The following is a 24,579-nucleotide window of genomic DNA, read 5'->3' as shown; positions in this document are numbered from 1 at the left end:
TGACTCAGGTAAAGTATTTTTACCTAGACCAACTTTTTAAGTGGAAAGGAGGTAATGTTATGTCTTCATTTCAATTGCCAAAGCTTTCATATGACTATGATGAACTAGAGCCACATATTGATAGCAATACACTTTCCATTCATCATGGAAAGCACCATGCGACATACGTAAACAATTTAAATGCTACTTTAGAAAATTATACTGAATTACATAATAAATCTTTAGAAGAATTGCTATGTAATTTAGATGCTTTACCGAAGGAAATTGTTACAGCTGTACGAAATAACGGTGGTGGTCACTATTGTCATAGTCTTTTTTGGGAAGTGATGAGCCCACGAGGTGGCGGTGAGCCTAATGGAGACGTTGCAAAAGTAATTGATTATTATTTCAATACCTTTGACAACTTAAAAGATCAACTTTCCAAAGCAGCTATTAGTCGTTTTGGAAGTGGCTATGGATGGCTTGTTCTTGACGGTGAGGAACTCTCTGTTATGAGTACACCAAATCAAGATACGCCTTTGCAAGAAGGGAAAATCCCCTTACTCGTAATTGATGTATGGGAACATGCTTATTATTTAAAGTATCAAAATAGGCGCCCAGAGTTTGTTACCAACTGGTGGCATACAGTAAACTGGGACCAAGTAAACGAGAAGTATTTACAAGCAATTCAATCACAAAAACATTAGTCGTACGTATAAGGTAAATTTGGTAATGTAAAATCAGTATTGTCGAAATCCTCCAGAATCCCCCGGATTGCCACCGGGGGATTTATGATTACTTCATTGTATTTATATAATGTTTTAAAACATTTTTCATTTCTAGTTTCAGCTCTCGGAACAAAAATCCGAATTCACGAGCCTTTCCATTATGTAATGTACAGTTAGTTACCTCATTATAAGGAGCTATATTTTCCCCAGCTTTCTGAATGAATGCTTTTATTCCTGTCTTCTCTTCTATGAAATGAATAATTTCTTCCGTAGAAACTCCCCCGTTACTACAGGCGTTAATTGGCCCTTTCACATTTTCCATTCCGCACCAAGCTAGAAACTCTCCTGCCTCTTTTTCATGTATAAATGACAAAGTTCCATCTACATGATCCACAACGATAGGTTTTTGGTTCACAATACATTCAACGTAAAATTGTAACCTTTTCGTATAATCGTTTTCTCCAATAACAACTGGAAAACGAACTGCAACAACTGGGAATGTTGCTTGTTGAAATACAACGGCTTCAGCTAATCTCTTTCCTTCACCATAATTGAAGTCATTCCTATCTCCATACGCGATTGCATAATCGTACGGATTAAAGTCTTCTTCTGATAAGCTTAGGGCAGGTTCATAGACGGCCATTGAAGATGTCATAACATATTTCTTCGTTTTCCCTCGTAACACTTCACATATTATCTTCGCTGCATTCGAGCTATAGCATAAATTATCGTATACAATATCATAACTTTTTCCTTCTAGACGCTTTTCTAGTAGCTTTCCATCTTCTCTATCAATAATTATTCTTTTTACTGCGCTACCAAAAGAATCTTCAGTAACTCCCCTCGTCGCAATCGTTACATCGTGCCCCTCTTGCAAAAGTGCTTCTACTAAATGTTTACCAAAAAATCTTGTTCCCCCTAGCACCAATACTTTTTTCAACTTCATCATCCCCATTTTAGCAAATTGTAAAATACTACCTCTCTATTATAAGTGCCAACATATAAAAAGCATGGAATTCGTTTAACGATTCCATGCTTTTCTACAGAAAATATATTAACGTACTCGATATTTATAAATACAATAACAGAAGTACAAAATAGAAATTACTGATACATAAACCCATAGTTCATATACAAATCCCTCTCCCCACACTCCCATAAAATAAAAGAGTGAAGGTAAAGTCAATGTTACCCATGATTGTACGAAGGCAATCCTTCCAAGATATTGATTAATGTTCTTCTTTTGTGTATTTAATACAAAGAATAAATACCAAAGTAATGCCCACATAAACCACGTTAACGCATTAACAACATCATGGAATTGAACAAATGAAACAACCATATAGAATAAGGCTATAATTGCTACCCAAATACAAAACCATCCTAGACCACTACTATCCATTCCTTTTATAAAAGTAACACCTACATATAAATAAGTTAATCCAAATAAGAAAGTAGCCGCATATGAATACACTGTCCAATTGCTTTGGTCAGAAATCATGATCAAATAAAACGGAATAATAATTTGTAGTGCACCCACAAATAAATTAAAAACACCCGCACTTTTCATCTCTGCTTTCCCTAATATAACAAGACTATTTAAAAATAAAGCTGCCCCTGAAAGTAATAATCCTACATAACCCATATATATTCGTGTGAAAATCTTTACCTTTCACACTTTTAACCTCCCCACACTATAAAGTGATACTTATATTATTTTTCTTCCCATTTAAAACTACATACATAATTTTTCATCCAAATAAGTCAGACCTCCTACCTCAAAAAGGAGCGAACTTAAAACGCTTTCAATAATAAATAATCCTATTAAAACATGAACTAGGATTCCTTGATTATAAACGGACTCTAGCAATGATACAAGTGTTGGAATACTTTTCAATAATACGCTTTCAATTTCTATAAAAAATTAATAAAATAATACATTCCTCTATCTCATTCTACTACCTTCTAGCATAAGATATTGTAAAATCACATCATTTAAAACAGCGAACGTTCTTTTCTAGGTTCGCTAATAAAATTAATAAAAAATGACCTCTTGCTTTTATGCAAAGGTCATTTTTTTATATTCATCATTAAACTTCTAAATAGCCATTTTTATTATTTGATTGCCATTTCCAAGAATCTGCACACATTTCTTCTAATCCGCGTGTTGCCTCCCAGCCTAATTCACGCTTTGCTTTCGATGCATCAGCAAAACATACTGCCACATCACCTGGGCGACGCTCTGTAATTTTATAAGGAACTTTCTTACCCGAAACTTTTTCAAACGCTTCAACCATCTCTAGTACACTATAGCCCATACCTGTGCCCAGGTTATAAGCATCTACTCCCGTTGTACTCAGTACTTTCTCAAGCGCCTTTACGTGACCATTTGCTAAGTCCACAACATGGATGTAATCACGGACTCCTGTTCCATCTTTCGTTGGATAGTCATTTCCGAATACGCTTAATTCTTTTAACTTACCTACCGCTACTTGCGTTACATATGGCATTAAGTTATTTGGGATTCCATTTGGATCTTCTCCGATACGCCCACTTTCGTGTGCACCAAATGGATTGAAATAGCGAAGTAACGCGATACTCCATTCTGCATCTGCAAATGCTACATCACGCATAATTTGCTCAATCATTAATTTCGTTTGACCATATGGATTTGTTGCACTTAATGGAAACTCCTCCGTAATCGGTGACGTTTCCGGGATACCATATACAGTTGCAGATGAACTAAAGATTATCTTCTTTACATTATGTTTCTGCATTACTTCACATAGCACTAACGTGCTTGTAATGTTGTTATGATAATATGTTAATGGAATCGCTACTGACTCCCCTACAGCTTTAAATCCTGCAAAGTGAATAACTGCTTCAATTGCATTTTCTTCAAAAATTGCGTCAAGCGCTTCGCGATTTAAAACATCTTCTTTATAAAACTTAAATTGTTTTCCTGTTATTTCTTTCACTCGATTTATAGATTCTACCGAGCTATTCGAAAGGTTATCCACTACTATAACTTCGTAACCGCTATTTAGTAATTCTACACATGTATGACTACCAATATATCCTGCTCCACCTGTTACAAGTATTGCCATAATTATAGTCCTCCATATTTCATTCATTATAAACTTCTCAAAGTATATCACATATTTCTTATCCTATGTTTAACATGCGAACACAGAAACTTACATTTTATCCCATAATAATTTTATAACATATACGATTCTAATCAGTTAATAAAAAAACGCCACATAATTTTTATTATGTAGCGTTTTTTTATTAAATTACATAACAATATACACTTAGAAAATGCGCAAGACTACCTAATAATACAAAAACATGAAAAATTTCATGATGCCCCATATATTTAAACTCTAACCATTTTGGCTTTGTTCCATAAATAAATCCACCAATTGTATAAAAAATGCCCCCAAGTACTAAGAAAATAATGCCTCCTGTACTTAAATTCTCAGCTAACGGTGCAAAGAATAACACAATTAACCAACCCATCGTAATATAAATTGCTGTCGATAACCATCTTGGACAATTAAACCAAAACATTTTAAATACAATGCCACAAATCGCAGTTGCATAGACTAAACAAAATAATAGTAAACCACTTGCTGAATTTAATGTAATTAAGCAAAAGGGTGCATATGTACCTGCAATTAATATAAAAATCATAGAATGATCTAGCTTCCTAAAGAAGTAAATAACACGTTCATTGGCCACAACACTATGATACACAGCTGACGCCGTATAAAGGACCATCATTCCAATACCAAACAAAATAACAGCTGTAATTGCAGCAAATGATGGCATCTTGATAGAAACTTTCACAAGCATAGCTAATAAGGCAATAAATGATAATATCGCTCCACCTAAGTGAGTAAATGCATTAACTGGTTCCCTTACATAAGCATTCATAATAACACCCCTCATATAATTACATGTAGTTTTAATAACTACATGTAATTATATACACATTTCTTTTTAAGGTCAACATTTACAATTCATTTGTTTCGTAATACCATATTTAAAGATATATTAAACATTAAGTTCCACTAAGTTATAAAAGTGAGGGATTCTACGTGGAAAATATAAATGAATTACTTGAGACATTGCATTTAGAAAAAAACATTAAACTTGAGGATATTCCAAATGTTGACTTATATGTAGATCAAGTTGTTCAACTATTTGAGAATACTTATGCAGATACAACGAGAACTGATGATGAAAAAGTATTAACCAAAACGATGATTAATAATTACGCAAAAGGAAAACTATTCATCCCCATCAAAAATAAAAAGTATTCAAAAGAGCATATGATTTTAATTAGCCTAATTTATCAATTAAAGGGAGCTCTCTCCATTAACGACATAAAAAGTTCATTAGAAACTATAAATGACTCCTTATTAAATGATGATTCATTCGAATTAAATACGTTATACAAAAATTATCTTGCTCTTACTGAAAGCAATGTCGAAAGCTTTAAACAAGACGTAAATAACCGTGTTACAGAAGTAAATGAGATTTCTTCCTTAGAAGATACAAAGCTAGAAAAATTTCTACTACTAACATCCTTCGTGACTATGAGTAATATGTATAGACGTTTAGCGGAGCAACTAGTGGATGATTTAAAAGAATCATAAATAAAAAACTATCCACCTATTAAAGTGGATGGTTTTTTATTTACTTAATTGCTTCATGAACTTTTAGTTGTTTCCCTTTAATCGTTGTAGTCTTCATGACTTTCAAGACAAGTGGTCCTTTTCCATTTAATATTTCAACGTAAGAAACATTATCCTGTATCGTAATAATGCCTATATCTTCTGCTGTAACACCTTTAATTTTAGCAATTGTACCGACGAAATCTACCGCCCTAATTTTCTTTTTCTTCCCGCCATTAAAGTACAGCTTCATAATGCCTTTGTTGATGTCTGCATTTTTATCTTTCTTTATAATTGGTTTAGCATGTATCTTTTCTTCAAATGCAGCTTTCTCTTTCATAACTTCTTCTTTTGAAGGTCCAATTGCCTTTGGAATTTCAAATCCAATATACTCCTCAATCTCTTCTAAAAATCTATTTTCATATGGTGTTATAAATGTAATAGCTTTTCCACTATTTCCAGCTCGTCCCGTTCTTCCAGTACGATGTACATAGCTTTCTTTTTCAAGTGGAATATCATAATTAATAACATGTGTAATATTATCAATATCAATTCCTCTCGCAGCTACATCTGTTGCTACTAAATAACGGAATTTTCCTTTTCTAAAATCATCCATGACTTCAAAACGATCTTCTTGTACCATACCACCATGTATTTTGTCACAAGGATAGTTAGCTCGTTTTAATTGTCTATATACATGATCTACATTTTCTTGTGTACGGCAGAAAATAATACAGCTATCAGGATTCTCAATCGTTGTTACATCTTTAAGTAGTGAAAGCTTCTCGTCTTCTATCACCTCAAAAAGAGTATGTTCAATTTTATCCGTCGTAATCCCAGCCGCTTTAATTTCAATATGAGTTGGTGAATTCATATATGTACGAGACAATTTCTCAACATCTTCTGGAAGTGTTGCTGAAAATAACATTGTCATTCTTTTTGTAGGTAATTCATCAATAATTGCCTCTACTTGATCGATAAAGCCCATATTTAGCATCTCATCTGCTTCATCAATAACTAAATACTTCAAACACTCTAAAGAAAGGGTACCCTTCTCAATATGATCCAACACACGACCAGGAGTCCCAACTACAATATGTGTCTTTTGCTTTAATTCTAATTTTTGACGTGCAAATGGAGATTTCCCATAAACTGCCGCAGCCTTAATCCTTTTGAATCGACCTATATTTGTAATATCTTCTTTTACCTGTACCGCAAGCTCTCTCGTTGGTGTTAAAACTAATGCTTGTGGTTTATTCTCTTCCCACTCCACCATTTCACAAAGTGGAATACCAAATGAAGCTGTTTTTCCACTTCCAGTCTGGGATTTCACAACAAGATCCTTCTTTTGTAATGCAACTGGAATAACCTCACCTTGTACTTCCGTTGGATGATCATACCCTAACCCAGTAAGTGCCCTTACAATTTCCTTACTTAATTTATAATCAGAAAAACTTTTTTCACTCATATATTAACCTCATTTTATTCTGTATTATTTTCTTTTTTATCTTTTGTATACGTTACTATCACCCTACTTATTATACTTGAAACCTCACATAAAAGGTGAATCATGCCAGATTCATCTTTTTATAGTATCCTACATCCACTCAAAAAAATAAAAAGAATACATACACCCTTGTATAATTATCTTAATTTTTCAACCCTTCCCATAAACGAACAATAAAAACAAAAAAACGTTTTAAATTCGTTTTTAACGTTTTTTTTCAGATGTAAAATCTACTTTTTTAAAAAATGTTAAGAAATCCTTTGACTTCTTAATAAAAATAATGTAAATTATCCTATGGACGAACATTTTTGATTAATAAAAATAAAATATTCGTATTTTAGGGGTGTAAATGATGGAAAACGTATTTGACTATGAAGATATTCAATTAATTCCTGCAAAATGTATTGTAAATAGCCGCTCTGAATGTGATACAACTGTCACTTTAGGAAAACATAAATTTAAATTACCTGTCGTGCCTGCAAATATGCAAACGATTATTGATGAAAGAATTGCAACTTATTTAGCTGAGAACAACTACTTTTATATCATGCATCGTTTCCAACCAGAGAAACGAATCTCATTCATTAGAGATATGCAATCACGTGGATTAATCGCTTCTATCAGCGTTGGTGTAAAAGAGGACGAATATGAATTCGTACAACAATTAGCTGCTGAGCAACTTACACCTGAATATATCACGATTGATATCGCACACGGTCATTCTAATGCTGTGATCAACATGATTCAACATATTAAAAAACATTTACCAGAGAGCTTCGTTATCGCTGGAAACGTTGGAACTCCAGAAGCGGTAAGAGAATTAGAAAATGCTGGTGCCGATGCAACAAAAGTTGGTATTGGACCTGGTAAAGTTTGTATTACTAAAATTAAAACAGGCTTCGGAACTGGTGGTTGGCAGCTAGCTGCACTTCGCTGGTGTGCAAAAGCTGCAAGTAAGCCAATTATCGCTGATGGTGGTATTCGTACACACGGCGACGTAGCTAAATCTATTCGATTTGGGGCAACTATGGTCATGATCGGTTCTCTATTCGCTGGTCACGAAGAGTCTCCAGGGGAAACAATTGAAAGAGATGGCAAACTTTATAAAGAATACTTCGGTTCTGCTTCTGAATTCCAAAAGGGTGAGAAGAAAAACGTTGAAGGTAAGAAAATGTTCGTTGAGCATAAAGGTTCTTTAGAAGATACGTTAATCGAAATGGAACAAGATCTTCAATCTTCTATCTCTTACGCTGGCGGAACAAAATTAGACGCTATTCGTACTGTAGATTATGTTGTCGTGAAAAACTCGATTTTCAATGGTGACAAAGTATATTAATTCTTAAATTAACTCGAAGGACAAGCATTTTCATGCTTGTCCTTCTTTTTTGTATATAAAAATGTAAAATATTTTAATTTAACTGAATTTTCTAGTATTATGTGTTTAGATAGTCTTAATAAGGAGGAGATACGACTTGAAAAATGTAATGGAAAATCGCCTTAATCGCGCAGAGGTACCTGCTGAACTAACATGGGATTTATCCGATTTGTATAATTCTGATGCCGAATGGCATGCTGCATTAAACGCATTGGAAAATGATATACAGAAACTTGATTCATTTAAAGGGCATTTACATACTAGCTCCCACACTTTATTAAATTGCCTACTTTTAGAAGAAGAGCTTTTAATGACGTTAACAAAACTATACTCATATGCAAATTTAAGAGAATCTACTGATCGTACAAATCCAAGTATTCAAGCGAACTCTTCCAAAATTTCTGCTTTATGGACGAAAGTACATACTGCACTATCCTTTATTCATAATGAAATCCTCTCATTCGACGAAGGAACAATTGAAAAATATTTAACTGAAGAAACAAAACTCGAACCTTTCCGTAAATCGTTACTAGAAATACTACAAAAAAGACAGCACACACTCTCTCCTGAAACAGAAGAAGCACTTGCTGCACTTGGCGAAGTTCATAGTTCTCCATACAAAATTTACGGCATGACTAAATTGGCCGATATGGATTTCACTTCTATACAAGACGAACAAGGAAACGAACTTCCTGTTTCATTCTCATTAGTTGAAAGCAAATATGAATTTTCTCCAAGCACATATATACGTCGAAAAGCATATTCATCATTTGTTTCCACACTAAAACGATATAAAAATACAATTGCCACAACATATGCTACTGAAGTAAAAAAACAAGTAACACTTTCTCGTTTACGTAAATATGAATCCGTTACCCATATGCTATTAGAACCACAAAAGGTTCCACTTGAAATGTATAACAACCAACTTGATATTATTTATAAAGAACTAGCACCTCATATGCGCCGTTTTGCAGATTTAAAAAGGAAAGTATTAGGACTCGATCAAATGCTTTTCTGTGACTTACATGCACCTTTAGATCCCGAATTTAATCCGTCGATTACTTATGAAGACGCAGGTACGCTCATTCAAGATTCTTTAAAAATATTAGGCGATGAATATAGTTCCATAATCGAAAAAGGATTCAAAGAAAGATGGGTAGATCTTGCAGATAACGTAGGTAAATCAACAGGAGCATTTTGCTCAAGTCCATACGGCTCTCATCCCTATATTTTAATTACATGGCAAAATACGATGCGCGGATGCTTTACATTAGCACATGAATTTGGACATGCTGGTCATTTTTACTTAGCAAATAAAAATCAACGTATTATGAACGTACGCCCATCTATGTACTTTGTTGAAGCACCATCAACTATGAATGAATTACTATTAGCTCAGCATTTACTAGCGACTACTGACGATAAGAGAATGCGCAGATGGGTTATTCTGCAACTACTTGGCACATATTATCACAACTTTGTTACTCACTTACTTGAGGGTGAATATCAACGTAGAGTATATGCTCTAGCAGAAGAAGGACAGGCCCTTACAGCTACAACTTTAACTGAAATCAAAACGAATGTCCTATCGACATTCTGGGGAGATTCTGTAGAAATCGATGAAGGTGCAGGCTTAACTTGGATGCGTCAACCTCATTATTATATGGGTCTATATTCTTATACATATTCCGCAGGCCTCACTGCATCCACTGCAGTAGCTCAAATGATTAAAGAGGAAAGACAACCTGCTATTGATCGCTGGTTAGATGTGCTTCGTGCTGGTGGTACAATGAAACCACTTGAACTAATGAAACATGCCGGAGTAGATATGTCAAAACCAGATGCAATCCGTAAAGCTGTTTCTTACGTTGGTTCATTAATTGATGAATTAGAGCATTCTTATCAAGAATAAAAAAATAAGCCCTCACTTTAATGAGGGCTTATTTCATATTTACTTCCCAAACCGTTTGCGATATCCACATTTCCTGCAAAGTTCTTCAACCGCAACTCTTTTCGAAAATCCATCGACAATGTTTGTTGCTCTTTCACCTTCAATAATGTTAGAAAATGAATCATTATTAATATTCCCAAGGTTAATAATCCCTTCACCATCTAAACAACAAGGAATAACTGTTCCATTCGCTAAAATACCCGCTTGATTACGAAGTCCATGACAGAATCCTTTCCCATCATCCTCTTCCTCATGTAATGCTGGCCACTGGAATTCATAGTCTTGATTAATAAAGACACGTTCTGCAATTTTTATACCTTTTCCTGGTGTAAGCTTCTCTTCAATTTGATAAGATAGATCAAATTCATTTTCAATTATAGATAATAACTCTCTATTTTTCTGGATTTCAGCATTTGTTTTATTATCCTGAGTTAAATTCCATAACCTTAACGATACAATTAAATTTGATTGACTTGTCGCTTCCCTAATGAAGGAAAGTATACTCCTTACATAGCCCTCTTTATCTTGCGAACCTGGATGTCCATCAAAACTATGCAGTGAAAAATTCATTTGTCTTAACGCAGGCTTATTTAACAGCCTATGTCTTCTCTTATTAATTAACGTTCCGTTCGTTGTAATATTAACTTTAAACCCTTTTTCATGACTTAAGTCTAATAGTTGATCTATTTTCGGATGGAGCAACGGCTCACCCTTCACGTGCAAATAAATGTAGTCTGTGTGAGGTTTAATTTGGTCTAATCTTTTAGCAAAATCCTCCACAGAAATGAATTGCTTCTGCCTTTCCGTCGGCGGACAAAAGCTACACGCAAGATTACATACACTCGTAATCTCCAAGTAAAACTTCTTAAACTTCTTCACCTTTAATTCCTCACTTCTCTAACTACTTATACTTTTTCCTCTTCATATTACAGCATATTTTTATGGAAATAGAAACATACTTATTTTAGGAAATCTACATACCATCTAATAATATTTAAAAGACCATCGGTAATTTTTGTCCAATGGTCTTTTTATCCTTTTATATACAAAGAATAAATTTATTTATGATACGGTTCATCGTAACTATTCTAAATAAGGTTATTTTTTATTATTTTCATAATTAAATTTAACAAAAAAGGTAGTGCCTTCCGATCCTGTTTGAATTTCTATTTTTGCATTATGGCGGGCAGCGATGGCATAACATACACCTAACCCCAATCCAGTTCCATTATCTTTGGTCGTGTAAAACGGCGTACCCAGTTTCTCTAATACTTCAGGCCTGATACCTTTTCCTTGATCCCGCACTGCAAGCACCACACAATTTTGACCTTCCTTGTAAGTGCTAATGGTTAGAACTTTCCCTGTATTCATCGCTTCTAAGCCATTACGATATAGATTCATTAATAATTGCCGTATCTCATTACGATTTAAAAGTAATTCTGGAATGTCATTTGTATCGACTTGAATATATTTATTTTGATTGTACGTATCAATCTTTATTAAAGGAATAATATCGCGGATAATTGAATTTAAATCTAACATCTGCAAATCCAATTTCCTTGTATTACCCATTGAGAGAAATTCAGTAATAATAGAATTGGCACGGTTAAGTTCTTCAATCATTAAATAAAAGTACTTATTATGTTTCTCATAGGTATTCTCTTCTTTTAATAACTGTAAAAATCCCAGTACTGTTGTCATTGGATTTCTAATTTCATGGCTGATACCTGCTGCCATTTGCCCTATTAAATCTATATTGGATAATCTTTTCAATTCCTGTTCATATTTCTTTTTTTCCGTTATGTTTTTAAAAATACAACAAATACCATCATCATATGGGTATGCAATAACTTCGTGCCAATATTCATCTGCAGTAGAAAGAAATTCGAAATGCACTGTAGTTCGCTCTGACATCGCACGATGAAATTCCTTATACATAACTGTTTCAATTTCACTCGGGAAAACATTCCATATATTCTTTCCTAATACATCTTTTGCTGTTTTTCTTTGCGGAAAATATTGGTGCTTATTTACGTACGTAAATTCCCATTTATTATTTAAAATAAAAAATCCATCCGTAATACATTCAATCACACTTGTAACTTTTTCATTAGCAGCAGCTAGCTCTCTCGTTCGCTCTTCCACTATGCTCTCTAGTTGATCCATATACAACAAATTCGAAAACGTAGGGGCTGTGGCATCAACGATAGATTTTGCTAGTTGAAGTTGGGAATCATCATAATTGTGAGCTTTTCCTTCTTTGCCAACGACGATTACCCCTAATACTTCTCCCATTGAAACCAATGGAATCATCAATAGACCCTTACTATCTATATTTTTTGTTTGAATAACCTCTTGGATCTTGGCTTCATAGCTTTTCTCTGTCCAATCCGCTTCTGTCCAATGACAGTCCTTACTTAATTTCGTTGTTTTAATTGTTGTTTTGTCTAGCGGATCTAGAAGATGAGCAGTCATATTTTTACTCTCTAAAATCTGTTCTAGGTAAAAAAAGCATTTATCAAAACTCTCCTGTATCGAGGAACACATCGATAAATCACGTGTAACATTTAGTAATAGTTGTTTCTCAGCAATAAGGTTTTCCTTTTGTTTTAAATTATTTGCGTTTTGAATTGCAACCGCAGCCATATTTACATAAGCTTCAACACTTTGAATTTCTGAATCTGTTAAGTTCATCGGAATTCCATAATCAAATAAAAAAACCAGACCAAATAACTCTTGCCCAAATGAGATAGGCAGAGCTAATAAGGACTTAATTTTGAATGCATTAACCGGTCTCGGATCTGGTCGATGATCCTTTGAGGTATCAGGAATATAGATGGTTCTTTTCGTTTCAATAACTTCTTTTGCCAGTAAGTCTATTTCAGGATCAATTACTTGAGTATCGAGCGTTACACCATTTATAGTCTCTGGTTTTCCTGCAAACCCTCTAAATGTTCCATCTTCCTGGGGTAAATAAATTCCAACAGCGTCGCACCTAACAATCTCCTCTGATATCGCCATTGTCACACGCTGCAATACGTCACGTAGTTCTAATTTCGTATTTATTATTTTTGTTATATTCGCGAGCCTAGAATATCTCGTCTGATCACTTACCATTCACATAGCCTCCAGTTATAGGCATAATAAAATAAATATGATAATATCAGTGTTTTATATAGAATACATTACTTATGATACGGTTCCCCACGATTAATTCGAAATGCTCTATACACTTGCTCAAGCAACACTAATCGCATTAATTGGTGTGGTAATGTCATCTTTGAAAAAGAAAGTGATTCATTTGAACGCTTCATCACTTCTGAGCTTAGTCCAAGTGATCCACCAATTACAAATGCGACTTTACTCTTTCCGTATGTAGCAAGGCGATCTAGACTTATCGCGAATTCTTCTGATGACTTTTGCTTTCCTTCTATAGCTAATGCAATCACATGCGTGTCATCCGAAATTTTATCCAGTATACGTATACCTTCTTTTTCCTTTACAATTAACATTTCTGCTTCACTTAAATTTTCTGGCGCCTTTTCATCAGGCAATTCAATTACTTCTACTTTTGCGTATGCAGATAATCGTTTTAAGTATTCTGCTATACCTTGTTTCAAATATTTTTCTTTTAATTTCCCAATTGAAATAATCGAGATATTCACACGTATCCTCCACCTTACAAACATGTTATCCACAAAACTTATCCACATATCCACAAATGCTACCCACATATTGTGTGAGAATCTGTGTTCGATACAACATATGTCGCCTCATTTTGACAAAATTCACATGTTTTTTTCTCTTTTTTCGAGTTATCCACATTGTTGATAACTGGCGCAACTTCACACTCATCCACAATAATATCTAACGCTAATTCAACATGCTCTAAACAACAAGGTAAATTCATTTTCTTCACCTCACTTTTCTACAATAGAAAACAGGAGGTAGGCCCTCCTGTTTTTAATACTTTTGAATGCCTAATTTCACTGTTGTTGTTACTCTTTTTGTGCCACGATAAAACGTAAGAGTCATTTTATCATTAATTTCCTTATCATATAAGGCCGTACGGAATCCAATAATATCGCGAATCGGTTTTCCATCTACCGCCACAATAACATCATGTTCTCTTAAACCAGCATCCGCACCTGGCGAAGGACTTTTCACATCCAAAATACAAACTCCCTCTGTTACAGTACCTGGTAAATGTAATGTTTTTGACCAATAATAGTTTGGAATTTCATTTAATGACCTAAGTTCAATCCCAACATATGGTCTTCTTACTTTTCCATACTTCTCAAGTTCATTCATAATCGGAACAGCTCTAGTCACCGGAATAGCAAGGCCGATTCCTTCTACTTCTTTTGCAGCAATTTTCATTGAATTAATACCAATTAATTGTCCTGCTGCATTTACAAGCGCACCGCCACTATTCCCGGGATTAATCGCTGCATCTGTTTGTAACACTTCTACTTGCCAATCATAATGTCCATCTTGATCTAAATCTACAGGGACAATACGTTCATTAGCTGAAATAATGCCTTGTGTAACTGTTCCAGAAAATTGCAGTCCAAGCGGGTTTCCAATCGCAATAACTGGCTCTCCTCTGCGAACAGTATTAGAATCGCCAATTTCAATTATTTTTTTCACATGCTTTGCATCTATTTCTAATACAGCTAAGTCTGTGACTACATCGGTTCCTAATACTTTTCCAGGAACCTTCTTACCGTCACTTAGACTTACTTCAATACGATTCGCTCCAGCTACAACATGATTATTCGTTACAATATAAGCTTGACCATCTGTCTTTTTATAAATTACTCCTGATCCTGTACCGGCCTCTGAATCTGCCTCTGAAAAGTTATCTCGTTGAATGTTAATAACACCCACAACAGCTTCAGATGCACGATCAACAGCATCTACAAAGCTAATCTGTTTAATCCCTTGAGCTTCGGCCATATTACTTCCGCTTGCTTCAGCTTGCGGAAGCGTATCAGCAGAATTTGAAAATAAAGGCGCTCCAAACGCGAATAAAGAAGCTCCTACAATTGTTCCCGCTATACTAGAAAGAACTATACCTTTGTGCTTCTTTTTTCCTGCACGTTTCATACGATAATTTTCTTCATCAATAAAGGACATATTTGTTCACCTATCTTCCTGAAAACAACTATATTCACCTTTATTGTTTACTAAAATGAAGAATTATACGTATTGAATTTTTGTAGGCATTTTTGGATCTGTATCGTGAATTTCAAAGGATTCACCCACTCCAAATCCTTTTTCCTCTAGTACTTGTGATACTGACATACGCGCTAGTTCTTTCATGTTATTATCTAAGCTTAAATGGGCTAAATAAATATGCTTTGTCTCATCTGTAATTACATCTGCCATCGCTAATGCAGCATCCTCATTACAAACATGCCCAACGTCACTTAAAATACGTCGTTTAATGCTCCATGGATAACGTCCCATACGAAGCATTTCTACATCATGATTACTTTCAAATACGAAAGCATTAGCTCCCTTAATAACGCCTTTCATACGGTCACTTACGTATCCCGTATCTGTAATAAGCGCTAACTTCCTATTATTGTTATGGAAAGCATAAAACATCGGTTCTGCCGCATCATGAGAAACTCCAAATGACTCGACTTCAATATCACCAAAGGTTTTCACATCACCAACTGAGAAAATAAACTTTTGTTCAGTTGGGATATTTCCTATTAAATGTTCCATTGCATTCCATGTTTTCTCATTCGCATAAACAGGTAAATCATATTTACGTGCCAGTACACCTAAACCTTTAATATGATCACTATGCTCATGCGTTACAAGAATACCTGATACATCATTTATATTCAGTTCTGCTTGTTTAAATAAAGCCTCTGTTGCTTTACCACTTAAACCTGCGTCGACTAGTAATTTTTTTTCATCGGTTCCTACGTATAGCATATTTCCTGTACTTCCACTTGCAAGTACGCTAAAATGCAACCCCATTCTTTCTCACTCCAGTATGTTCATCAACCACTTGATTTTCCTTCTCTCCTAATTCCATAACTTGTCCTTCAATTGCATTCACAAAGAAGTCCTGCTTCTGCTCCGTTTTCAAATTCCACGTTGGAGCCAGTACTTGGTTATTAGAAGTAGATGCGGTAAGAGTGGCATAACCAATTTGCGCTTCTTTAACATGCGTATTTCCATGAATTTTATTTTTTAAATACAAATTTTCTAAAGCTGTTTGAGCAGTAATAATTTCTTGCTCTTTCGTTTTTTCACCTTCGCCCATTTCTTTTAAATCGGTTAGCATTGTCTGCGTATATGAAACAAGTTCATTTTTTTCATTTAATTCCACAACAATCATCGCCTGATTATTATAGAAAATAGGCTTATCTTTATATTTTTGGAAGAAATAAATTTTAGAGTCTTTCACCGCTCCAAATTCATACTTTTGTCCATCCAATACATAGTTCTTCAAAAATTCATTATACTTATCTTTTGATAATGATTTCGTATTTAAAAAAGGCTCTTTTAGCTTACTTTCTATCTTATACATATTTTGTATATGCACTGTTTGATTTTTCAAAGACTGTATATCTTCTTCTTTAAAAGCTTTATTTTCCGCTCTAATAAATGACTCTTTTTTCGGTTCTTTAGGGATATTTCCCATCGTAATTTTGTTTGCTTTTAATTCTTGATCTATCTTTGTTTCTGCAATAAGCTCCAATTGATTACTATCTTGCTTTTGAATGAATTGGAAAATGAGAAAGAGGTCCAAAACAAAAAAGGTCACAATAAATATGGTTTTAATCCGATCCCAATCCATTTAGTCCTCCCTCACTCCACTCATAGATTTTCTGTTTACCTGTTTCATCTTCAACAAGCTTTACATACCAAATTGGTTGCAATCGAACTACTTGTCCATCTAGTGATAACTTGTATCCAATACCAATATCCTTAATTACTTGTTTCTTTATCTCTGGATTATTTTCTAGAGATGCTATTACAACATGCCCTGACGGAAGAGTAACCTTCTGTTCTATACCTTTAGTATTTAAAGACAGCAACGGTCTTTCATATTCCATTACTTCTTCTGATCCCCATATTTGTCTCAATTCAGCTAATCCATCTTCATTGAATACTGAATATCCATCTTCATTTAAACGAAATACTGTCTCTCCTTTATTCATATAGTCCAAACGATATGAATCTAAACTTCCACTGTGACCACTTACGAATTCAAAGCTTTTTTGTAAAAGCATTAAATTATCTATCGTTTTCTCAGTTAAGACAGAAGAGTTTTTATACTTTAGCATGTGACGATCGTTTTCAATTTCCATGGATCTAATACCATCTGTAAATGTTTCTTTCGACATCTCGGTAATCGGACTTAAATAACGAGGATCACTAAACAAAGCATTCTTAAACGTATCAACTGCTAAATTAGATGAAATATATGTTATATTGTTTAACTCTGTCGTTCCATCTGGTAAAAATAACTTTTTCATATCATTAAGTTGATAATCAAAATAAGGCTTTGCTGATACTATAAATTGATTTTGGGCATTTACGATATCTTTTAAATACACGCCACTTAATTTTGCCTCGTATATTTTAAAGTTATCACCATCAGAAACAAAGTTAATTTTAATTTCTTGATCCTTACTTCGAGAAGGATCGAGGAGAATACGATTAAAATGTTTAGGCTTATCTGTACTCTTCTCTTTCATGTTAAACATGGATTTTACTGCATCAAATGGGATATCGGTAGGGAAAACAAGTTCAACTTTCCCTTCACCATGCACATATGAAAGGAAATCACCCTTAGTGATTGATATCTCTTTAAAATCATGTAGTTCCCCTACTTCCAGAGGCTTATAGATTGATTCTATATCTGCCTCTCTTCTGCTCCCATAATGATTTTTATCTTTATGCACGATGATAGAAGTAGGACGGACAACATCGGAAATTTTAGTTTGGTTCATTCCTTCATTTCCCTGCACAAATTTCGCGTTTTGCATGGATGTAGAATCTGGCACATACGTCCATAGGTTAAAAGTAAGAAATAGGCTAATTACAACTAGGTTAATTAAAACTATTGTTTTAAAGTTTTCCATACTCATTCCCAATCGTCCTCTTCATCTGCTGCCATTGGTAACGTGAAATAAATAGTTGTCCCTTTTCCTTCTTCACTCTTCGCCCAAATAGAGCCACCATGTGCCTCAATCATTTCTTTTGCAATTGCTAATCCAAGCCCAGTACCACCCATTTGTCTTGAACGAGCTTTATCTACGCGATAAAAACGTTCAAAGATTTTATCAACGTTTTCCTTTGGAATACCCATTCCTTGGTCACTTACACTAATTTCTAATAAATCACCGCGATCACGTAAACGATATGTTACTGTTCCACCTTCTGGTGAATACTTTAATGCGTTAGAAATAATGTTATACAGCACTTGAGTAATTTTGTCAGTATCCATATCAATAAATCTAGATTTCTTAGAGAAAGATCGTTTGAAACTTACATTTTGCTCTTTAGACATTTCAAAGCGATCAATAATATTATTAAAGAAATCAGTAAAGTCGACCCATTCTTTCATTAAACGATGCTCTGTACTATCAAGTTTAGATAGCTGTAACAACGCATTTACAAGTCTAATCATTCTTTCTGTTTCTTCTTGTGTAACCGTTAAAAATTGTGGTGCAATATTTGGATCCTGCCATGCTCCATCTGTAAGTGCCTCTAAATAACTGCGCATCGTCGTTAATGGCGTCCTTAATTCATGAGAGACATTCGCCACAAACTCACGGCGTTCCCTTTCTATACGCTCCTGCTCTGTTACATCATATAGTACAGCAATTAAGCCATTTGCCTTCCCTGTTTCTTTTTGAATAACAGAGAAACTAGCACGTAAAATATATGGTTCGTTTCTCGTACTAAAATCTAATAAAACAGAATCTGGCTCTTCATATAAATGATCGAGCGTAAATTCTTCCTGTATTCCTAATACCTCTAAAACAGATTGATCGAGCGCTGTTTCACGAGAAACATTTAACATCTTTTCCGCAGGATCATTTAGTAAAATAATATCCCCTTTTCGGTCAGTAGCAATTACTCCATCTGTCATATGTGATAAAACAGATGATAATTTACGCCTTTCACTTTCTGTAGAAGAACGAGCTTGTTGTAATTTTTTTGATAAATTATTGAAGGATAATGCCAGTTGTCCAATTTCATCATGGCTATGCACTTTTACTTTTCTCGAATAATTTCCTTTTGCCATTTCGATTGCTTGTCTCCGCATATCTGAAATTGGTCTTGTAATTGTTTGAGCCAATAAAATTCCAAGTACGGCCGTTACTAATAAAGCAATTACTGTTCCCGTAGCAAAAATTTGATTTATATCCTTCATTTGTTTATATACATCTTCCATAGATGCCACAATGTAAATAACACCAAGCGCATCCTTACCGTTATCATCTAGAATCGGAGTAAGCATAACTTGAACACGATGACCTGTACTACCATCCTTCTCAATTTTCACTTCCGGCTTTTTTTGTACTAACACTCGCTGAACAGCTATATCAGTTGATGTTCGATTCACCTTATTCTGCTTTGATTCATCTGAAATAGCCAGTAACTTTCTGTGCGAATCAAATACACTTACCTCTTGTATAACTTTCTTCTGATCAGAGGCAAATTTTCGAATTGAAGTTTTAATCGTTTCATCTGTTGACTCTGTTTCTGCTTTTGTATAACTTTTTTTAAACTCTTGCTTCAAATTATATGATAATAAGTTTGTTTGCTGCGTTAAAGAATCCCTAAAACCTTGTACTAAGCTCTTCTCTAATTCCCTTACGAAATATACTCCAATAACTTGCATCGCTATTAATATTAATAGCATATATATAAGCACAAATTTTAAATGAATAGATTGAAAAAAACCAACTTTCTTCATATACTATTCCTGCTCTGGGTCACGCAAGTAATACCCTACTCCACGTCTAGTTACAATTAAAGTAGGATGGCTTGGATTATCTTCAATTTTTTCACGCAAACGACGTACTGTAACGTCTACTGTGCGCACATCTCCAAAATAGTCATAACCCCAAACTGTTTGTAATAAATGTTCGCGTGTCATAACTTGTCCTAAATGTTTCGCTAAATAATGTAGCAACTCAAATTCACGATGTGTAAGCTCGATATTTTCCTCACGCTTCGTTACACTATATGCATTTGGATTAATCACAATTGGTCCAATAACCATTTCTGTATTTTCTTCTTTTTCCGCAGCACCACCTTGTTGATGGCGGCGTAAATTCGCCTTCACACGAGCAAGTAACTCCCTCGTACTAAATGGCTTCGTTACATAATCATCTGCCCCAAGCTCAAGCCCTAATACTTTATCAATCTCAGAGTCCTTTGCTGTAAGCATAATAATCGGCATTTCTGAGCTTTTACGTATTTCACGGCAAACCTCTAAGCCATCTTTACCTGGTAGCATAATATCTAATAAAACCATATCTGGTTGCTCTTCATTAGCCTTTTCAATTGCTTCATCACCATCATGCGCCATTACTATTTCAAAACCTTCTTTTTCTAGGTTAAACTTCAAAATATCTGCAATCGGCTTTTCATCATCAACTACTAAAATTTTCTTTCCCATCATCGTCTATTTCCTCCTTATAAAAATATGGTCAATAATCCCTAAACATATTGATGTTTACATAGTATGTCCTATATGACCGCATCCTTTGTTTAAGTATTTTCTCCTCTATTCTCATAGACTCATGTATGATCCACTTTTACACGGCATCCTATACGATCTATAGAAAAACCTCTAGCTTCAACTGCTAGAGGCTCCTCGTTCTATTTTAAAATAACTACTCAGTTTTGTAAAATTACATAAATAAAAAGGATATTAAGTGGGCCCACTTAATATCCTGAGAGTGGCTCGGGACGGAATCGAACCGCCGACACGAGGATTTTCAGTCCTCTGCTCTACCGACTGAGCTACCGAGCCAAAACTATATATAAAACCACTAATGGTGGTATAAACAAAAGTGGCGGTCCCGACCGGGGTCGAACCGGCGATCTCCTGCGTGACAGGCAGGCATGTTAACCACTACACCACGGGACCAAAAATAAGCAAAAAAAAACATGACCCGTACGGGATTCGAACCCGTGTTACCGCCGTGAAAGGGCGGTGTCTTAACCACTTGACCAACGGGCCACGAAAAATAAAATGGTGAGCCATGAAGGACTCGAACCTTCGACCCTCTGATTAAAAGTCAGATGCTCTACCAACTGAGCTAATGGCTCATACTCACCAACGTCATATTTTCGTGACGACAAGATGTATCATAACATGTATTCTGTATTTATTGCAATACTTTTTTTGTTTTTTTATAAAAGAATAAGAAAAAACTCATGCAGACATGAGTTTTTTCTAAAAAATGTTATTAAGCTTCGTATACGTTACGAACAATATTTGTTTGGTTACGATCTGGTCCAACTGAGAACATAGATATTTGAATTCCTGTTAACTCAGAAACACGTTCTACGTATTTTCGTGCATTTTCAGGAAGTTCATCTAATGATTTTACACCAGTAATATCTTCTTCCCAACCTGGAAGCTCTTCATATACAGGCTCACATTTCGCTAAAATGTTTAAGTTAGCTGGAACTTCATCAATAACTTCGCCATTGTATTTGTAAGCTACACAAATTTTAAGAGTTGGAATACCTGTTAAAACGTCGATAGAATTTAATGATAGATCCGTTAAACCACTAACACGACGTGCATGTCTTACAACAACGCTATCGAACCAACCTACGCGGCGTGGACGACCAGTTGTCGTTCCATACTCGCGACCAACTTCACGAATTTGATGACCAATTTCATCATGAAGCTCAGTAGGGAATGGACCATCACCAACGCGGCTTGTATATGCTTTACATACACCTACAACGCGAGTAACTTTCGCAGGACCAACTCCAGTTCCAACTGTTACACCACCAGCAATTGGGTTAGAAGATGTAACGAACGGGTACGTACCGTGGTCAATATCAAGCATAACACCTTGCGCACCTTCAAATAATACACGGTGATTATTATCTAATGCATCATTTAATACAACAGACGTATCACATACATATTGCGCGATTTGTTGCCCGTACTCGAAGTACTCTTCGAAAATTTCTTCTACAGTGAAACCTTCTGTATCGTACATTTTTTCAAATAAACGATTTTTTTCTACTAAATTGCGCTCAAGCTTCTCTTTAAATGCTTCACGGTCTAAAAGATCAGCCATACGAATACCAATACGAGCAGCTTTATCCATATATGCAGGACCGATACCTTTTTTCGTTGTACCGATTTTGTTATCACCTTTACTTGCTTCTTCTAACTCATCTTGTTTTAAGTGGTAAGGTAAAATAACATGTGCACGGTTACTTACACGTAAATTATCAGTACTTACACCACGATCGTGTAAGTATTTTAACTCTTCAAGTAATGCTTTTGGATCTACTACTAATCCGTTTCCGATTACACAAATTTTCTCTTTATAGAAAATACCAGATGGAATTAAGTGTAATTTATATTTAACTCCGCCGAAAACAATTGTATGTCCCGCGTTATTTCCACCTTGATATCTTGCAACTACTTCCGCATGCTCAGAAAGAAAATCAGTGATTTTACCTTTTCCTTCGTCGCCCCATTGTGTTCCTACAACTACTACTGAAGACATTATTAAAGCACCTCCGCAATTTTCAAACGATCTATTCAAACAATATAATTGTACCAAAACCGAAAGAGAAGTCAACCGAAAAGCGAACATTTTTTCACAAAAAAACATTTTCGTTCGTAAGAATTATATATTTAACTTATGAAAGCCTTATCTTTCTTATAAAAAAAAAGAAACACATCTTATTATAAGAAATGTGTTTCTTTTTTATACTGCCTTTATGCCGGTGGAGCATGTCCATCCTCAAAACGACGTTCTAAGTTAACGAACTTATTGAACTCTTTGACGAATGCAAGTTCCACTGAACCTACTGGACCGTTACGTTGTTTTGCAATAATAATTTCAATTGTATTTTTGTTTTCCGTTTCTCGATCATAGTAGTCTTCACGATATAGGAAAGCTACAATATCAGCATCCTGCTCAATACTTCCAGATTCACGAATATCAGACATCATCGGGCGTTTATCTTGACGGGATTCTACACCACGAGATAACTGTGATAAAGCAATAACAGGCACTTGCAATTCACGCGCAATCCCTTTTAAGGTACGAGAAATCTCAGATACTTCCTGCTGACGGTTTTCTCCTGATTTCCCACTTCCTTGAATAAGCTGCAAATAGTCAATCAAAATCATACCAAGACCTTGTTCTTGCTTTAATCTACGACATTTTGCTCGAATCTCATTTACTTTAATACCTGGCGTATCATCAATATATATACCAGCATTTGAGAGACTCCCCATTGCCATTGTTAATTTTGCCCAATCATCGGAAGTTAATGAACCAGTACGAAGTCTTTGTGCATCAATATTCCCTTCTGCACAAAGCATACGCATAACAAGCTGATCAGCACCCATCTCCAAACTAAAAATCGCTACATTTTCATCCGTTTTCGTCGCTACGTTTTGTGCAATATTTAATGAAAATGCCGTTTTCCCTACTGATGGACGTGCTGCCACGATAATTAAATCATTTCGTTGGAAACCTGCTGTCATCTTATCTAATTCAGTAAACCCAGTTGGTATCCCAGTAACTTCACCCTTTTGATTATGCAAAAGTTCAATTTTGTCATAAGCATCTACAAGAACATCTTTAATGTTTTGGAATGCTTTTGCATTCGTTTGATGGGATACTTCTAATATTTTTTTCTCAGCCTCGTTTAAAAGACCATCCACATCATCTTCTCTCTCGTATCCATCCGATACAATATGAGTCGCCGTGCGAATTAAACGACGTAAAAGCGCCTTTTCAGCGATGATGCGTGCGTAATATTCTACGTTAGCTGCAGTTGGCACAACTTCTGCTAACTCTGCTAAGTAAGAAACCCCACCAACCTCTTCTAGTAATCCTTGATCAGCCATTGCTGATGTCATCATTACTAAGTCAATCGGCTCTCCCTTATCAGATAGTCCAAGCATGACTTCAAAAATCTTTTGATGTTTCGTTCGATAGAACGAATCAGGTACCAATAACTCTGATGCTGAAGTTAACGCATCTTGATCAATCAATATGGCCCCTAAAACCGCCTGCTCAGCCTCTATATTATGCGGAGGGGTACGATCAGCAAGTACATCACTCATACGCAATCCTCCTTGCTTAATTTAT

The 24,579-nt window shown here is 35.1% G+C and carries 21 protein-coding genes and 4 tRNA genes; 4 read left to right on the top strand and 21 right to left on the bottom strand.

What is annotated here, in order from left to right; translation table 11 throughout:
• Window positions 1–59 precede the first annotated feature (59 nt).
• Window positions 60–686, top strand: coding sequence for a superoxide dismutase [Mn] (gene sodA, locus MKY38_RS22540; RefSeq protein ID WP_000094037.1), 627 nt, complete (start codon window positions 60–62; stop codon window positions 684–686).
• Between the two features lie 88 nt (window positions 687–774).
• On the opposite strand, the gene MKY38_RS22535 is transcribed toward sodA, so the two are convergent.
• The 4 genes from MKY38_RS22535 to trhA form a co-directional block, all read right to left on the bottom strand.
• Window positions 775–1,662: an NAD-dependent epimerase/dehydratase family protein gene (locus MKY38_RS22535; RefSeq protein ID WP_142327892.1), complete on the bottom strand. Its 888-nt coding sequence runs from the start codon at window positions 1,660–1,662 to the stop codon at window positions 775–777.
• A 99-nt stretch (window positions 1,663–1,761) separates the two neighbouring features.
• On the bottom strand, window positions 1,762–2,352 hold the full coding sequence (locus tag MKY38_RS22530) for an AmiS/UreI family transporter (protein WP_000542569.1): 591 nt from the start codon (window positions 2,350–2,352) through the stop codon (window positions 1,762–1,764).
• Window positions 2,353–2,797: 445 nt separating this feature from the next.
• Window positions 2,798–3,814, bottom strand: coding sequence for a UDP-glucose 4-epimerase GalE (galE, locus tag MKY38_RS22525; RefSeq protein ID WP_000996540.1), 1,017 nt, complete (start codon window positions 3,812–3,814; stop codon window positions 2,798–2,800).
• A gap of 184 nt (window positions 3,815–3,998) precedes the next feature.
• The gene (trhA, locus tag MKY38_RS22520; protein WP_000995363.1) at window positions 3,999–4,646 is read right to left on the bottom strand and encodes a PAQR family membrane homeostasis protein TrhA; all 648 of its coding nucleotides are present in this window, start codon (window positions 4,644–4,646) and stop codon (window positions 3,999–4,001) included.
• 164 nt (window positions 4,647–4,810) lie between these two features.
• Here trhA and MKY38_RS22515 point away from each other — a divergent pair, with 164 nt between their 5' ends.
• Window positions 4,811–5,371 carry a DUF1836 domain-containing protein gene (locus tag MKY38_RS22515; RefSeq protein WP_000427879.1) on the top strand — a complete coding sequence of 187 codons (561 nt, stop codon included), beginning with the start codon at window positions 4,811–4,813 and terminating at the stop codon, window positions 5,369–5,371.
• A gap of 40 nt (window positions 5,372–5,411) precedes the next feature.
• Here the strand turns inward: MKY38_RS22515 and MKY38_RS22510 are convergent, their stop codons facing one another.
• A complete protein-coding gene (locus MKY38_RS22510; RefSeq protein WP_001291575.1) occupies window positions 5,412–6,857 on the bottom strand; it encodes a DEAD/DEAH box helicase in 1,446 nt (481 codons plus the stop codon).
• 391 nt (window positions 6,858–7,248) lie between these two features.
• On the opposite strand from MKY38_RS22510, the gene guaC reads away from it, so the two are divergent.
• Both guaC and pepF read left to right on the top strand, forming a co-directional pair.
• Entirely contained in the window at window positions 7,249–8,232 is a 984-nt protein-coding gene (gene guaC / locus MKY38_RS22505) for a GMP reductase (RefSeq protein WP_000432447.1), read from the top strand.
• Window positions 8,233–8,368: 136 nt separating this feature from the next.
• Window positions 8,369–10,186: an oligoendopeptidase F gene (gene pepF / locus MKY38_RS22500; RefSeq protein ID WP_000800229.1), complete on the top strand. Its 1,818-nt coding sequence runs from the start codon at window positions 8,369–8,371 to the stop codon at window positions 10,184–10,186.
• A gap of 39 nt (window positions 10,187–10,225) precedes the next feature.
• Here the strand turns inward: pepF and MKY38_RS22495 are convergent, their stop codons facing one another.
• The 16 genes from MKY38_RS22495 to dnaB all read right to left on the bottom strand — a co-directional run bounded on the left by MKY38_RS22495 (window position 10,226) and on the right by dnaB (window position 24,554).
• Window positions 10,226–11,104, bottom strand: coding sequence for a radical SAM/SPASM domain-containing protein (locus tag MKY38_RS22495; protein WP_098300436.1), 879 nt, complete (start codon window positions 11,102–11,104; stop codon window positions 10,226–10,228).
• Window positions 11,105–11,323: 219 nt separating this feature from the next.
• Complete coding sequence (locus tag MKY38_RS22490) at window positions 11,324–13,342, bottom strand: GAF domain-containing sensor histidine kinase (protein WP_341049720.1); 2,019 nt, start codon at window positions 13,340–13,342, stop codon at window positions 11,324–11,326.
• Between the two features lie 68 nt (window positions 13,343–13,410).
• Window positions 13,411–13,890 carry a 23S rRNA (pseudouridine(1915)-N(3))-methyltransferase RlmH gene (rlmH, locus tag MKY38_RS22485; protein WP_001027000.1) on the bottom strand — a complete coding sequence of 160 codons (480 nt, stop codon included), beginning with the start codon at window positions 13,888–13,890 and terminating at the stop codon, window positions 13,411–13,413.
• A 59-nt stretch (window positions 13,891–13,949) separates the two neighbouring features.
• Entirely contained in the window at window positions 13,950–14,135 is a 186-nt protein-coding gene (locus tag MKY38_RS22480) for a CxxH/CxxC protein (RefSeq protein ID WP_002183021.1), read from the bottom strand.
• Between the two features lie 53 nt (window positions 14,136–14,188).
• Complete coding sequence (locus MKY38_RS22475; RefSeq protein ID WP_000008031.1) at window positions 14,189–15,364, bottom strand: S1C family serine protease; 1,176 nt, start codon at window positions 15,362–15,364, stop codon at window positions 14,189–14,191.
• 63 nt (window positions 15,365–15,427) lie between these two features.
• Window positions 15,428–16,222: an MBL fold metallo-hydrolase gene (locus MKY38_RS22470; RefSeq protein ID WP_000522837.1), complete on the bottom strand. Its 795-nt coding sequence runs from the start codon at window positions 16,220–16,222 to the stop codon at window positions 15,428–15,430.
• The gene (locus MKY38_RS22465; protein WP_000383740.1) at window positions 16,206–17,048 is read right to left on the bottom strand and encodes a two-component system regulatory protein YycI; all 843 of its coding nucleotides are present in this window, start codon (window positions 17,046–17,048) and stop codon (window positions 16,206–16,208) included. The genes MKY38_RS22470 and MKY38_RS22465 overlap by 17 nt, the downstream gene beginning before the upstream one ends.
• Window positions 17,029–18,345 carry a YycH family regulatory protein gene (locus MKY38_RS22460; RefSeq protein ID WP_000061560.1) on the bottom strand — a complete coding sequence of 439 codons (1,317 nt, stop codon included), beginning with the start codon at window positions 18,343–18,345 and terminating at the stop codon, window positions 17,029–17,031. The genes MKY38_RS22465 and MKY38_RS22460 overlap by 20 nt, the downstream gene beginning before the upstream one ends.
• Complete coding sequence (gene walK / locus MKY38_RS22455) at window positions 18,342–20,183, bottom strand: cell wall metabolism sensor histidine kinase WalK (protein ID WP_000755367.1); 1,842 nt, start codon at window positions 20,181–20,183, stop codon at window positions 18,342–18,344. Before walK ends, MKY38_RS22460 begins: the two co-directional genes overlap by 4 nt.
• A gap of 3 nt (window positions 20,184–20,186) precedes the next feature.
• Window positions 20,187–20,894 (bottom strand): cell wall metabolism DNA-binding response regulator WalR, encoded by a 708-nt coding sequence (walR, locus tag MKY38_RS22450; protein ID WP_000971865.1) that lies wholly within the window; start codon window positions 20,892–20,894, stop codon window positions 20,187–20,189.
• Between the two features lie 281 nt (window positions 20,895–21,175).
• Window positions 21,176–21,248: transfer RNA gene (locus MKY38_RS22445), tRNA-Phe, on the bottom strand.
• A gap of 41 nt (window positions 21,249–21,289) precedes the next feature.
• A tRNA-Asp gene (locus MKY38_RS22440) sits at window positions 21,290–21,365 on the bottom strand.
• A 21-nt stretch (window positions 21,366–21,386) separates the two neighbouring features.
• Window positions 21,387–21,458 (bottom strand) — tRNA-Glu (locus MKY38_RS22435).
• Between the two features lie 13 nt (window positions 21,459–21,471).
• Window positions 21,472–21,547, bottom strand: a tRNA-Lys gene (locus MKY38_RS22430).
• Window positions 21,548–21,687: 140 nt separating this feature from the next.
• Window positions 21,688–22,977 (bottom strand): adenylosuccinate synthase, encoded by a 1,290-nt coding sequence (locus tag MKY38_RS22425; protein ID WP_000100238.1) that lies wholly within the window; start codon window positions 22,975–22,977, stop codon window positions 21,688–21,690.
• A 215-nt stretch (window positions 22,978–23,192) separates the two neighbouring features.
• Window positions 23,193–24,554, bottom strand: coding sequence for a replicative DNA helicase (dnaB, locus tag MKY38_RS22420; RefSeq protein ID WP_001286148.1), 1,362 nt, complete (start codon window positions 24,552–24,554; stop codon window positions 23,193–23,195).
• Window positions 24,555–24,579 lie beyond the last annotated feature (25 nt).

This window comes from Bacillus sp. FSL R5-0585 (assembly GCF_038004545.1).
Taxonomy (GTDB): domain Bacteria; phylum Bacillota; class Bacilli; order Bacillales; family Bacillaceae_G; genus Bacillus_A; species Bacillus_A cereus.
Note: the sequence above shows the minus strand (reverse complement) of the source record. Positions and strands in the feature narration are given on the sequence as shown.